At 61.8% G+C, this 13262-nt stretch carries 9 protein-coding genes; 1 reads left to right on the forward strand and 8 read right to left on the reverse strand.

The genetic code is table 11. The features are described 5' to 3' along the window. Window positions 1-190: 190 nt before the first annotated feature. The 5 genes from ACX5I4_RS15100 to ACX5I4_RS15120 form a co-directional block, all read right to left on the reverse strand. On the reverse strand, window positions 191-1903 hold the full coding sequence (locus ACX5I4_RS15100; protein ID WP_461837363.1) for a dipeptide ABC transporter ATP-binding protein: 1713 nt from the start codon (window positions 1901-1903) through the stop codon (window positions 191-193). An 11-nt stretch (window positions 1904-1914) separates the two neighbouring features. Next, the gene (locus tag ACX5I4_RS15105) at window positions 1915-2865 is read right to left on the reverse strand and encodes an ABC transporter permease (protein ID WP_461837364.1); all 951 of its coding nucleotides are present in this window, start codon (window positions 2863-2865) and stop codon (window positions 1915-1917) included. Between the two features lie 7 nt (window positions 2866-2872). Next, a complete protein-coding gene (locus ACX5I4_RS15110; RefSeq protein ID WP_268021050.1) occupies window positions 2873-3802 on the reverse strand; it encodes an ABC transporter permease in 930 nt (309 codons plus the stop codon). Between the two features lie 135 nt (window positions 3803-3937). Then, window positions 3938-5620 (reverse strand): peptide ABC transporter substrate-binding protein, encoded by a 1683-nt coding sequence (locus tag ACX5I4_RS15115; RefSeq protein ID WP_461837365.1) that lies wholly within the window; start codon window positions 5618-5620, stop codon window positions 3938-3940. A 427-nt stretch (window positions 5621-6047) separates the two neighbouring features. Beyond that, on the reverse strand, window positions 6048-7895 hold the full coding sequence (locus ACX5I4_RS15120) for an ABC transporter ATP-binding protein (protein WP_461837366.1): 1848 nt from the start codon (window positions 7893-7895) through the stop codon (window positions 6048-6050). Window positions 7896-7974: 79 nt separating this feature from the next. Here ACX5I4_RS15120 and ACX5I4_RS15125 point away from each other — a divergent pair, with 79 nt between their 5' ends. Continuing rightward, complete coding sequence (locus tag ACX5I4_RS15125) at window positions 7975-8604, forward strand: PH domain-containing protein (protein WP_461837367.1); 630 nt, start codon at window positions 7975-7977, stop codon at window positions 8602-8604. Between the two features lie 21 nt (window positions 8605-8625). Here ACX5I4_RS15125 and ACX5I4_RS15130 read toward each other — a convergent pair whose 3' ends face one another. The 3 genes from ACX5I4_RS15130 to ACX5I4_RS15140 all read right to left on the reverse strand — a co-directional run bounded on the left by ACX5I4_RS15130 (window position 8626) and on the right by ACX5I4_RS15140 (window position 13217). Continuing rightward, window positions 8626-9723 carry an ABC transporter permease gene (locus ACX5I4_RS15130; protein WP_461837368.1) on the reverse strand — a complete coding sequence of 366 codons (1098 nt, stop codon included), beginning with the start codon at window positions 9721-9723 and terminating at the stop codon, window positions 8626-8628. Then, on the reverse strand, window positions 9720-11261 hold the full coding sequence (locus ACX5I4_RS15135; RefSeq protein WP_461837369.1) for an ABC transporter permease: 1542 nt from the start codon (window positions 11259-11261) through the stop codon (window positions 9720-9722). The genes ACX5I4_RS15130 and ACX5I4_RS15135 overlap by 4 nt, the downstream gene beginning before the upstream one ends. A gap of 180 nt (window positions 11262-11441) precedes the next feature. After that, entirely contained in the window at window positions 11442-13217 is a 1776-nt protein-coding gene (locus ACX5I4_RS15140; protein WP_461837370.1) for an ABC transporter family substrate-binding protein, read from the reverse strand. Window positions 13218-13262: the final 45 nt, after the last annotated feature.

Consider the following 13262-nt stretch of genomic DNA (forward strand, 5'->3'; position numbering starts at 1 on the left):
TCTAAACGCTGTGGTATTTATTGGCCTAAAAATCACCCCCATCGCCACCGAATTGTGCCCTTCATCACAGCCGGCAGGGAGTTCCGGACATCCTCGGGAACAGCCGAAGAGCCGGCGCCCTTCCCTCAGGGAAGTGGCACCGGCTCTCTTGATTGCCCTACGGGCGGTGAATGACGGCTGCTACGCGGGGTCAGGCCACCGCGGGCGGCAGCATCAGGCTCGCTCCGGGGATCGCGTTGAGGAGTGCCTCGGTGTACTCCTGCTGCGGCGAATCGAAGACGTTGTCGGTGCTGCCCGTTTCCACGAGCTTGCCCTTCTGCATCACGCAGACATGGTCCGCGATCTGCCGTACGACGGCAAGGTCGTGCGTGATGAACAGGTACGTCAGGCCAAGGTTGGACTGCAGCTCGGCCAACAAGTTCAGCACCTGGGCCTGCACCAGTACGTCCAAGGCGGAGACCGCTTCGTCGCAGATGATCACTTCGGGATCGAGCGCCAGGGCCCGGGCGATCGCGACGCGCTGCCGCTGCCCGCCGGAGAGCTCGTTCGGGTACCGCTGCATCGTGGACTGCGGCAGCGCCACCTGGTCAAGGAGCTCCCGGACCTTCTTCTCGCGGCTGGCTTTGTCACCGATCTTGTGGGTCCGGAGCGGTTCCTCGATGGTCCTGAAGATGTTGTACATCGGGTCGAGGGAACCGTACGGGTCCTGGAAGATCGGCTGGACGCGGCGCCGGAACTTGAAGATCTCGCGGCTGTTCAGCGTGGAGGTGTCCACCCCGTCGAACACGATCCGTCCCGACGTCGGAGGAAGGAGGTTGAGGACCATCTGGGCGACCGTGGACTTGCCGGAGCCCGACTCCCCCACGATCGCCGTCGTCGTGCCGCGCTTGACGTTGAACGAGACGTTGTCCACCGCGGTGAAGTCGGTGGACCTGCCCACTCCTGAGCGCAGCTTGAAGACCTTGCTGAGGCTCTCGACTTTCAGGACGTCCTCTGGGAGTGCCTTTTCCACCACAGCTTCAGTGGGTGCCAGGAGTTCTTCCGTTTGGATGCCTTCAGCCTTGGCTGCCTGGATCCTGCGGGAAGCCAAGGACGGGGCCGATGCCACCAGCCGCTGGGTGTAGGGGTGCTGCGGGTTGCGGAGCAGTTCCAGCGAAGGGCCGGCTTCCACCACGTTGCCGCGGTACATGACCACAACTTTGTCCGCGCGTTCAGCCGCGAGGCCAAGATCGTGGGTGATGAGCAGGACTGCCGTGCCGAGCTCCGCCGTCATGGTCTCGAGGTGGTCGAGGATCTGCCTCTGGACCGTCACGTCGAGGGCCGACGTCGGTTCGTCTGCAATAAGCAGCCGCGGTTGGCAGGACAGGCCAATGGCAATCAGGGCCCGCTGGCGCATGCCGCCGGAGAATTCGTGCGGGTACTGCTTGGCACGCCGCGCCGAATCCGGCAAGCCTGCTTCTGCGAGGACACGAGCCACATCAGCCGGAGCATGGGGCCTGCCGTTGGCGCGCAGCGTCTCGCGGACCTGGTAGCCGATCTTCCACACCGGGTTGAGGTTGGACATCGGATCCTGCGGGACCATGCCGATCGTGTTGCCGCGCAGCTCGATCATGCGCCGTTCCGGCGCGTGCGAGATGTCCTCGCCGTCGAGCAGGATCTGCCCGCCGGAAACCCGGCCGTTCTCCGGCAGGAGACCGATCGCGGCAAGCGCCGTCGTCGACTTTCCCGAACCGGACTCCCCCACGATGGCGACCGTCTCGCCGGGCATGATGGTCAGATGCGCGTTCTTGACGGCCTGGAATTCGCCGCTCGCCGTCTGGAAGGAGATGGCGAGGTCCCTGATTTCAAGGAGCGGGCGCTCTTCGGTTCCGGCCTCGTTGATGGTGACGTTGGACGTTGTCATGATTGCCTCCTTCATCGCTTGCGGCTCTTGGGGTCAAGGGCGTCACGCAGTGCGTCGCCAAGCATGATGAAGCTCAGGACCGTGATGGACAGTGCGGTTGCGGGGAACATCAGCACTTCGGGGTTGGTGCGCAGAGTGTCCTTCGCCGCGGAAATGTCGTTACCCCACGACATGATGCTGCCGGGCAGGCCAATGCCAAGGAAGGAGAGCGTTGCTTCAGTGACGATGAAGACACCCAGCTCCATGGTGGCCAGGACGATGATCGGCGCAAGCGCGTTCGGAACGACGTGCCGGACCAGGGTGCCGATCTTCGAGACACCCAGCGAGCGGGCCGCCGTGACGAAATCAGCGTTGCGGACCTCGATCACGGCGCCACGGGTGATACGGGCCATTTGCGGCCAGCCGAGCATCACGATGACCATGACCACCGTGAAGACGCTCTTGTTCTCGCGGAAGAACGGGAGCTGGGTGACTACCAGCGCGCCGAGGACCAAAGGCAGGGCGAAGAAAATGTCGCCAATGCGGGCAATGACGGTGTCAATCCAGCCGCCGAAGAAACCGGCCAGCGCGCCGAGCGTGACGCCGATGACCAGGACGAAGAGGACCGAGACGACGCCGACCGTCAAGGATGCCTGCGTGCCGTGGATGACGCGGGAGTAGATGTCGCAGCCCTGGAAGGTGAATCCGAGAGGATGGCCGGCCGAGGGGCCCGCCAGGGAGTCTGCAAGCTGGCAGTTGTCGTTCGGGGCTGTCTGCGTAAACAGGCCAGGGAAGAAAGCGACAATCAGGAGCAGGAAGATCATGAGCGCGGAGATGATGAAGAGCGGACGACGGCGGAGCTTCCGCCAGGCGTCTGCCCACAGGCTCAGGGGTGCCGCGTCGACCTTGAGGGTATCGGTCGCCAGCAGCGGGGTCTCGTCGATGGGGGCAACGTAGTGCTCGATCTGACGGTTACTTTTCATAGCGGATCTACTTTTCATAGCGAATCCTGGGGTCAAGCCAGGCGTAGAGGAGGTCGACCAACAGGTTGGCGGCAACGAAGACCAGCACCAGGACGCTCACGATCGCAACGACGGTGGGGCCCTCGCTGCGGATCACTGCTTGGTAGAGCTTTTGTCCGACGCCGGGCACGTTGAAGATGCCTTCGGTGACGATCGCGCCGCCCATCAAGCCACCCAGGTTCGCACCCAGGTAGGTGACCACGGGGATCATGGAGTTTCGCAGGATGTGGGCCAGGACCACGCGAGGGCGGGAAAGGCCTTTAGCGGTTGCCGTGCGGACGTAGTCAGCGTTCATGTTTTCGATGACCGAGGCGCGGGTCAGGCGCAGCACGTAGGCAAAGGACACGAGGCCAAGCACCGTGGCCGGGAGGATCAGCGTGCCCCAATCCGCGTTGGATCCGACGGTCGGCTTGGCCCAGCCGAGCTGCACGCCGACGACGAGCTGAAGCACGAAGCCCAGCACGAAGGTGGGGACAGCGATGACGACGAGGGAGGCAACCAGCACGGTGGAGTCAAAGAGCTTTCCCTTGCGCAGGCCGGCAATCAGGCCGAAAGCCACACCGAATACAGCCTGGATGGCAAGGGCCTCGACGGCGAGCATGGCGGTCACGGGAAAGATGCGGCCAAGGGTGGCGGCGATGGGCTGACCGGTGAAGTCAACGCCGAGGTTGAAAGTGAACAGGTTCTTAAGGAACAGCCCATACTGGACCCAGAACGGCTGGTCAAGATTGTATTGCTGGCGCAGGGCGGCAATGACGGACTCGCTGGGAGGCCGGTCGCCGAACAAGGCGCGGATGGGGTCGCCCGGGAGGGCAAAGACCATGAAATACACAAGCAGGGTGGTTCCCAGGAAGACCGGGATGACCTGCAGCAAACGCCGGAGGATGTACTGGATCACAGCAAGGTTTCCTGAGCGCTCTTGAAACTAAGGGGATTCATGTGGGACAGCTTTCGTGCTGGATCAAGCGCACAGGGGGCCCGGTTTTGTGACCGGACCCCCATGCACTAGCGAGCTTGGAACGAGTCCAGAGGACTACTTTGCGGTGATGTTGTAGTAGAGCAGGACGCCGTTCCAGCCGGAGTCAACGTTGGTAACGTTCTGGCTCCATACGGCCTGGCGTGCCTGGTACCACAGAGGGAGGTTCGGAAGGTCCTTGAACAGGACTTCCTGTGCCTGGGTAAACTTCTTGTTCGCATCGTCCGTGGACTTGGAAGCGAGGCCTTCGGTCAGCAGCTTGTCGAATTCCGGGTTGCTGTATCCCTCGTAGTTGGCGCTAGCGCCGGTCTTCAGCAGCGGGCCGAGGAAGTTGAACAGCGAGGGGTAGTCTGCCTGCCAGCCTGCGCGGGTGAAGCCCGGAAGGGTCTTGGCCTTGCGGAGGTTCAGGATTTCGGCAAACTTGGCGAACGGCTGGCCTTCGGCTTTGATGCCGAGGTTGTTCTTCAGGTTGTTGGCAACGGCGTCGATCCATTCCTTGTTGCCACCGTCGGTGTTGTACGCGAGCTGGAGGGTTTTGCCGGCCGGCCACGGGCTCATGGCTTCCGCCTTGGCCCAAAGATCCTTCGCCTTCGCGGCGTCGAACTTCAGGACATCGGAGCCCGCTACGTTGGCGTTGTAGCCGTCAACGGAGGGAGACGTGAAGTCCTTGGCCGGAATACGGGTGCCGTTGAAGACAACCTTGGTGATCTCGTCGCGGTTGATGGCCATGGAGATGGCCTGGCGGCGGAGCTTGCCGGCGTCTCCCTGGAACTCAGGCAGGTAGTTCGGGATGTTGAGCGTCGCGTTGCCTGCGTAAGCCTTGTTGAGGTTGTGGTCCGGGAAGTCCGTGGTGTAGGTCTTCAGGGCGTTCGTCGGCAGGACGTCCGTGACGTCAAGGTTGTTGGCCTGGATGTCCGTGTATGCCGGCGCCGGATCGGTGTAGAACTTGAAGGTCACGCCACCGTTCTTGGCCACGCGGGGACCCTGGTAGTCGGCGTTCTTGACAAGGGCGATCTGGCTGTCGTGCTGCCAAGCACCCTTGGCGGCCATCTTGTACGGGCCGTTGCCGATGGGGTTTTCGCCGAAGGCCTTCGGGTCCTTGAGGGCATCGGACGGAAGCGGCATGAAGGCGGAGTAGCCGAGGCGCAACGGCCAGTCGGCTTCCGGCTGGGCCAGCTTCACCGTGATGGTCGAGTCGTCCTTCAGGACCAAGCCGGACATGGTCTGCGCGGTCGGCGCAGGAACGTCTTTGGACTTGCCGTCCGCGCCCGTTTCCTTCTTGGTTGCACTGACAGCGTCGTAGCCATCGATCGACTCGAAGAAGCTGCTGCTGGCCTGCGCGTTGGTGCTCAGTGCGGCGAAGTTCCAGGCGTTAACGAAGCTCTTGGCGGTGACTTCCTCGCCGTTGGTGAACTTGGTGCCCTTCTTCACCTTGATGGTGTAGTTCTGGCCGTCAGTCGTGTCAATGGATTCCGCGAGGGCGTTCACGGACTTTCCGCTGGCGTCGTAGCTGCGCAGGCCTTCGAACAGGAGTTCAACGACGCGGCCGCCGTACACCTCGTTGGTGTTGGACGGCAGCAGGGGGTGCTGGGGTTCATTGCTGTATGCGGTGATGATCTTGTTCGGATCGCCGGCAGCAGCCTGGCCGCTGCTTCCGGAGCCGGCGCTGCCGCATCCGGTAAGGGCAAGTGCGGCAACTGCCAGCAAGCCTAGAGCTTTGGAAGTGCGCGAAAAACGCATTCCGCCTCCTATGGATTCAGGGGGATGGGTCGGGGCAACTCATGGCTGCCCCGGGGCCAGGCACAGAATTATCCTGTGACGCGGCCTACATGGATGTGTAATCCTAACCACACGTTGTCCGAAATGTGGAATCCCATTGGCACAAACGGCACAAGTATGCTCTTGACAGTTTTAGTAATGAAGCAGTCATTTCAAGTAAATGAAGCAGTCACTTCACGTAATGGGTTACTCCTTGGTACACTCGACATGCCTGACCCCTGCTTTTCGCCGAAAACCCGGGGGTTTTCGAGCACGCCAAAGCGTCTTTCGCGGAACCGCACAAGGACGCTCGAAGCACAAAAAGAGCCCCCGTGGACTGTTGACCACGGGGACTCTTGCGCGATGAGCGGCAGTCCGTCTGTGCCGCGAGCCGTGGCTCGCGCAGTTGCTACTCGATGCCGGCGGCCATGAGTTGGGCTCGCAGTTCCCGTCGCTCCCGTTGCTTCTCCGGGTCCGGAAGCGGCACAGCAGCAAGCAGCCTTTGCGTGTAAGGTTCCTGCGGATTACGAAGAATCTGTTCCCGGGTGCCCTGCTCCACGATCCGGCCACGCTGCATCACGCAAATCCGGTCAGCCAGGACGTCAACCACGGCGAGGTCGTGCGTCACGAACAGGCACGCGAATCCCAGCTCCTTCTGTAGGTTCTGGAAGAGTTCCAAAACCTTCGCTTGCACCGAAACGTCCAGTGCCGACGTCGGCTCATCCGCCACCATGAGCTTTGGCTGCAGGGACAGCGCACGCGCAATACCGACACGCTGCTTCTGCCCGCCCGACAACTCATGCGGGTAACGGTTGCGGTAACCGCGGGGCAGTTCCACCTGGTCCAAAAGGTTCTCGATCCGCTTCTGCAGCTCTACTCCCTTGGCGACCCCGGCAAGGAACATCGGTTCGCCGATGCTCTCACCGATAGGCAGGCGCGGATTCAGCGACGACGACGGATCCTGAAAAACCATGCCGATGTCCCGGCGCACCTCGTGGAGCTGTTTTCCATTCCGTTTCGCGGCGGAGATGTCCTGACCCACCACGCGCATGCTGCCTGCGGCCACAGGCAGGAGTCCGACGGCGGCGCGTCCAATGGTCGTCTTGCCGGATCCCGACTCACCGACCAGGCCCACAACTTGGCCAGGGTAGATGACCAGGTTTGCTCCCTCGACAGCGCGGAACGCCGGAACACGGCCCTGTTTGGGGTATTCGATCGCGACGTCGATCAGCTCAAGCACCGGGTTGCCCTTGGGTCTGGCGGCTTCTTCCGCCGCTGCCTTCAGAGCAGCCTGGTTTTCGCGTTCCCGGCGGAGCAGCTCGTCATGCTCAACGGATTCGAGCTCCGTGTTCGTGGCCGCGGCCAGGGCCGCAGTGACATCGACGTCGGGACTGTCCGCGCCCTGTCCCAAGTGGGGAACAGCTGCCAGCAGCGCCCGCGTGTATTCGTGCTGCGGGTTGCTGAAGATCTGCTGCGCCGTGCCGGTTTCTACTATGACGCCCTTGCGCATTACCGCGATCCGGTCAGCGAGGTCGGCCACCACACCCATGTCGTGCGTGATGAGCACAATGGCGCTATCCAGCTTGTTGCGCAGATGGCGCATCAGGTCCAGGATTTCAGCTTGGACCGTCACATCCAGGGCCGTGGTGGGTTCATCCGCGATCAGGAGTTTCGGGTCGCAGGACAACGACTGGGCGATCATGGCCCGCTGGCGCTGGCCGCCGGAAAGCTGATGGGGGTACGACTTGAACGCCTTTTCCGGGTCAGGAAGCTCCACGAGGTCCAGCATGCGCAGTGCGCGCTCCTTGGCCTCATCCGGGGAGACCACGTTGTGGAGCCGGATCGTCTCAACAATCTGGGCACCCACCGTGTAGACGGGGTTGAGCGCCGTCATCGGTTCCTGGAAGATGACGGCAACGTCCTTGCCGCGGACCTCCCTGATGGTGCCGGATTTGGCGCCAAGCAACTCCTTGCCGGAGAGCTTCACGCTCCCGGTGACCCGGCTGTTGCTGGGCAGCAATCCCAGCAAGGCCATGGAACTGGCACTCTTGCCGGAGCCGGATTCACCGACGATGGCGAGGACTTCGCCTGCCCTGACCTCATAGTTCAGTCCAATGGCGGCCGGGACCCATTTCTTCTCTACACCGAAGTCGACGCTGAGATCGCGCACTTCCAGGACCACGCTCCCAGGCGCACTCTTGTCCGAGGCAGTCTCAAGCGGGGTTGCCTCAGGTTCGGGGCTGGCGTTGTCAGTCATGTTGGGTATTCCCTTCCACCCGGGCCACCCTCCAAGGGGTGATTAGTGAAGTAGCCCGGAATCCTGAATTATTAGGGGCATGAGCCGAGAGCCCCATGCTGGAAATATCGAAATCTTCAAGGCCCGCACCAGCAGGTTGTTCGCTTGGGCTTGCTGGGCAATAGCGGCCTTCGGGGTGATCGTGACGCTTGTGGCGGCCGGTCCGGGAGCCCTTCCGGGTACCGCTCCCCTGCTCCTTGTTGCCTTCATCGGCTGGTTGCTGTTCTGGCGCCCGGCGGTGGTGGTCCTGGACTCCGGCGTGCGGCTGGAGAACCCTTACAGGACCGTTGAAGTCCCATGGGATGCCCTGGTTCAGGTGGACACCCGCTACGCCCTCACGCTCTTGACGCCACGCAAGAAATACTCCGCGTGGGCTGCGCCTGCGCCTGGGATTTGGGGCGGGCGCAATGCCCGCCCCGAGCACCTGAAGGGGCTCCCGGACACCACCTACGGCCCCGGCAGCTCGGTTCGTCCCGGAGATCTCAAGAACACCGATTCGGGTGCAGCGGCCGTCTTGGTCCGCACCCGCTGGCAGGCGCTCGTGGAGTCCGGCCAGGTTGAACCCGGCCGGGCGGAGGACGCCATAGTTGCGGTAACGGTTGGATGGTTCCGCGTGGCGGCCACGGTGGCACTGGCCGCGGCCAGTTACTGGGCGGTCTACCGGTATTAGGGTTCCCCGGGCGGGTCCCACTCAGCTGCCCTTCGGAGTATCGGCGACCGGCGCCGTCGTCGTGCTGGAGTGCTTTGCGGTCTCGACCGCGGACTTGGCCCGGAACTTCTTCTGCCGCGGGTCGAAAGCGTCCCGCAAGCCATCGCCGATGAAGTTGATGCTGAGGCAGATGAGGATGATAAACAAGCCCGGGAACCAGAACAGCCATGGGCGAGTGGCAAAAGCTTCCTGGTTCTGCGCAACCAGCAGGCCTAGCGATGTGTCCGGAGCCTTCACTCCGAGGCCCAAGTAGCTGAGGGCGGTCTCCAAGAGGATGGCGGCGGACATGGTCAGTGTCACGTTGACGATCAGCACACCGACAGCGTTCGGGAGGATGTGTTTGAAGATGATCCTGGCGTTCGAGGCCCCGGAGATCCGCGCGGCGTCGACGAACTCCCGCTCGCGGAGGGTCAGGAACTCACCTCGGACAAGTCGGGCCAGGCCCACCCAGCTGACAAAACCGAGGAAGATACCAAGAATGACGACGCCGTTGTTGGCGGCAAATCCGGTCAACCAACTGCCCTCGTCCCTGCGGTTGGCTATCTGGCCGACCACGGCCGCGAGGAGCAGCAGGGGAATGATGATGATGACGTCGGTCAGGCGCATGAGAATGGCTTCGACCCAGCCTCGGAAATAGCCGGCAAGCCCCCCGACGATGGCGCCGATCGCACCTGCGATGCCACCGATCAGGAGCATCACCGTGATTGACTGCTGCGCTCCTCGCATCGTCATGGCAAACAGATCGCGCCCGATCCGGTCTTGGCCGAACGGATGCTCACCCCACGCAATGGGCCACAGCGATGAGGTTGGAGCACCATCATTGACGAGCGGCGAGACGTCCACGTGATTGTATTTCCACCACCCGGGAATTCCGAACGCGCCCACCGAGGTGAAGGCAAGCAGGAAGATCACCGCGAAAACTGCGAGTCCTATGAGGGCGCCTGTGTGGCCGAAAAATCTCTTGCGGACAATCTGGCCCTGGCTCAGGCCGCTGGTGACTTCGCTGCCTGTTTGGGTGGCCGCAGCTTCGGCAAGCGCCTGTTGCGCGAGGAGTTCTTCCTCTTGGGTTGGCTGGCTCATGCTTTGATCCTTACGCGTGGGTCGAGCGCGGAGTACGCGAGGTCCGCTATCAGGTTGAAGACCATGGCGGTGATGGCCACACAAAGGAACACGCCCATCACCGGGTTCGGGTCCGTGTGCAGCAGTCCGTCAATGAACAAGAAACCCATGCCCCGCACGGAGAAGACCGTTTCGGTGATGACGGCACCACCGATCAATGCACCGATGTCAAAGGCGACGATCGTTGCAATCGGAATCAGGGCGTTCCGAAAGGCGTGGCCCATGATCACGGAACGCTCGCTCAGGCCCTTGGCGCGTGCTGTCCGGATGTAGTCCATGTTCATGATTTCGAGCATCGACGAGCGTGTGAACCGCGTGTAGCTGGCCAACGAGACAAGGATCAGTGCAATGGTCGGCAAGACGAGGTGGGTCAAGGTGTCTGTTGACATGATCCAGAAATCGCCTTGGATGTTCGGTGTTCCCGCCCCGATAGTGGCGATCGGGCGTCCGCGCACCCGGCTGTTGCTGAAATAAGACGGCCAGGCCTGCATGAACCGGTCTACCACCACAAGGGCTCCGACCAAGAAGGCCGTGATTCCGGCAGCGCGCATGGATTGGCCGCGGTCGTAACCGCCCATGAAGTAGCCCACCGCGACGCCAACCAGAATGGTGGCGATTGCAAGGAGGAAGATCATGAGCCCGGTCGCGTCATTAAGCAGGGGCTGCACAGCGAAATAGGCGATCACACCGATGCCCACCACAATCAGGCTCGATTGCAGTGCTTTGCGGTTCTTGAGTCCGGAAACCAAGATGGTGATTCCGACGGCGATTCCCGCCCCCATGATCGCGATGATGACCGGCCCCAGGCCCGGATTGCGGAACCATTGAGTCAGCGAGAAGTAGAAGAGAATAAGCGAAACGGCGGCAAAGACAGAGCCACCGACGATCAGCCGGCGTTTCACCGCACCGCCCACGACGACGGCCCCAATGAGGCCCAAGACCGCTCCAATTCCAAGAGCCACGGTCGGCGGAATTTCCGGATTTCGCAGGAAGTCATTAAATCCAATGGCGCCGAACTCCTTGAGAAGGACGGCTACCCAGAAGATCGGCAATGAGAAGAAGAGGAAGGCCATGAACGTCACGCCATAGTCCAACGCGCTGTACTGGCGGAGTGCGGTGACGATACCGAGCGAAATGCCGATGAGAATCGCGAGAATTGTCGCGCCGGTAACCAGCGTCAGGGTTTGAACCAGTGCGAAGCCGAGGGCCTCCGTGATTGGCTGCCCGGCGATGTTCTTGCCGAGGTTGCAGGCGTTGCCGAAGGGAACGAGACACTGGGCGGCGCCGCCCAGCCACTTGAAATAGCGAAGCGGCGCTGGTGTGTCGAGATCGAGCAGATTGATTCGCGCATCCATCAATGCTTGCCGGTTCGGTGCACTGCTGGTGCGGAGCTCTTCCAAGGGGTCTCCGGACAACGCTGTCAGGAGATACACCAGGAACGATGCTCCAAGAAGAATGAATGCGGCGGTTATGAGCCGCCGGACGATATAGGTCACCATGGTGAAGAACCTCGAAATCCAGGCCCGGGGTCGCCGGCGCCTATCGCAGAATCGTGCCCCTTCCCTGCATGAGGTCGATGGGAAGCAGACAATATGCCGGTTCACCAACCCGAAGGCGCCGGGACCATGATACGTCGGTCCCGGCGCCTCGGCTGGCGATATTGCTCGCTGAGTTGGGCCTTACTTCTGAGCCCACTCCCAGAAGTTCCACCAAACACCAGTCTGGTTCGGCATGAGCTTCACACCGGTGATGCGGTCGCTGTAAGCGTCCACGTTGACGGACTGGAAGAGCGGCACACCGTATGCGGAGTCCCAGATCTTCTTGTCGATCTGCTTCTCGAGGTCATCCTGCTTGCTGCGGTCGGTGGTGACCACGAGCTCTTCCATCAACTTGTCAGCGTCAGCGTTGCTGAACTGGTTGAAGTTGTTGCCGCCGCCGGTCTTGAAGATCTGCGGAACGCCGGAGACACCAACGCCCGGGTTGATCCATCCGAAGATGGTGGCATCGTAGCCGCCCTTGCCCAGTGCCTTGCCCCAGTCGGACTTGCCCAGGCCGCCGTCGACGATCTTGAAGCCGGCCTTGGTAGCCGATTCGCGGATCAGCGAGAAGGCGTCAACACGGTTGGGGTTGTCCTTGTTGTACATGATGCGGATTTCCGGAGTGGCACCGTTGAGGAGCTTCTTGGCGCCGTCAATGTCGACGTCCTGGTAGGCCGAGGAACCGTTGTTCTTGGCCGAATCCGCGTAGGCAGCCTGCTGCGGGACGAAGATCTGCGAGTCGAGCGGCTTGGCGTTCGGGTCAAGCTTGCCAATGATCTTGTTGACGATGTCCTTGCGGGGCACAGTCTTCATGAAGGCCTGGCGCACGTTCTGGTCGGCCAGCGGTCCCGAGTAGTTCAGGTCCAAGTGGTCGAAGGCCAGCTGGTTGCCCTGGTCAACGGTGACTCCCTGGCTGGAGAGTGCCTTCAGCTGGTCGAGAGTGTCAGCGGATGCCTGCGGAGCAATGATGTCCGCCTCGCCGTTCTTGAGTGCCTGGACCTGAGCCGGTGCCGAACCAATGTAGCGGACGGTGATTTCGTCAAGGCTCGGCGTCGGTCCCCAGTTGTAGTCCTTGTTGCGGACCATGGTGAGGGACTGGTCCTGGTTCATGCTCTTGACGATGTAGGGACCGTTTGACAGGAACAGGGTCGGGTCCGCGGGAAGCGTCTTCGTGTCGAAGCCGGTGTTCCACATGTCCGACATTGCCTTCAGCTTCGCGTCCGCGGGCTGGGGTGCCTTGGCATCTCCGCGCGGCTTGCTCTTGAAGAAGTCAATCAAGGCCTGGGTGTCCTTCAGTCCGGCCTTCTGGGCCAGGACGTGGGCAGGAATGTCAATGCCAGGGCCACCCAGCACGATCTCCCAGTCGGAGAAGGGCTTGGAGTACTTGAGCGTCAGGGTCTTGTTGTTATTGCTGATCTCCGGGAAATCCGTCAGGCTGAGGCCCGAGTTGTCACCAGCGTAGGAGAAGTACGACGTGCCGGTCTTGGCCTTGGCGTCGGCATCGTCGTAGTAGCCGGAGAACGCTGCCCATTGCAGAAGGAGGTCTGCGGCCGAAACGGGCGTGCCGTCGGACCACTTCACACCGTCGTTGATGGTGTACTTCACAGTCAGCGGATTGTCCGAGACCTTCTCCATCTTGCCGAATTTGTCGTTATGGACGACATTCAGCTTGTTGTCGATGTAGTAGAAGCCCGAGTGCGTGGCGTAGCTGACCTTGGAGTTGATGTCAGTGTTGCCGTCGGCGGTGTTGGGGTTGAACGTGTTGAAAGCGTTGACTTCCACCACGGTGGCCGTGCCACCTTGCTTGACCGCTCCGGTGGACGGGGTGTTGCCGCCGGTATTGCCGGCGCAGGCGCTCAGTGCGATTGCGGCGATTGCCGCGATACCCACTGCTTTGGAAGTACGTCCGAAACGCATTCCGCCTCCTATTTTTTTGAGTGGAAAAAGCCGGCGCTGTTGACT

Source organism: Arthrobacter sp. MMS24-S77, assembly GCF_054888235.1.

What these genes read in the sequence shown, in the direction of transcription:
- ACX5I4_RS15100 (WP_461837363.1), bottom strand. Translation starts at nt 1,903, where the DNA reads ATGACAACGTCCAACGTCACCATCAACGAGGCCGGAACCGAAGAGCGC.
- ACX5I4_RS15105 (WP_461837364.1), bottom strand. Translation starts at nt 2,865, where the DNA reads ATGAAAAGTAACCGTCAGATCGAGCACTACGTTGCCCCCATCGACGAG.
- ACX5I4_RS15115 (WP_461837365.1), bottom strand. Translation starts at nt 5,620, where the DNA reads ATGCGTTTTTCGCGCACTTCCAAAGCTCTAGGCTTGCTGGCAGTTGCC.
- ACX5I4_RS15120 (WP_461837366.1), bottom strand. Translation starts at nt 7,895, where the DNA reads ATGACTGACAACGCCAGCCCCGAACCTGAGGCAACCCCGCTTGAGACT.
- ACX5I4_RS15125 (WP_461837367.1), top strand. Translation starts at nt 7,975, where the DNA reads ATGAGCCGAGAGCCCCATGCTGGAAATATCGAAATCTTCAAGGCCCGC.
- ACX5I4_RS15130 (WP_461837368.1), bottom strand. Translation starts at nt 9,723, where the DNA reads ATGAGCCAGCCAACCCAAGAGGAAGAACTCCTCGCGCAACAGGCGCTT.
- ACX5I4_RS15135 (WP_461837369.1), bottom strand. Translation starts at nt 11,261, where the DNA reads ATGGTGACCTATATCGTCCGGCGGCTCATAACCGCCGCATTCATTCTT.
- ACX5I4_RS15140 (WP_461837370.1), bottom strand. Translation starts at nt 13,217, where the DNA reads ATGCGTTTCGGACGTACTTCCAAAGCAGTGGGTATCGCGGCAATCGCC.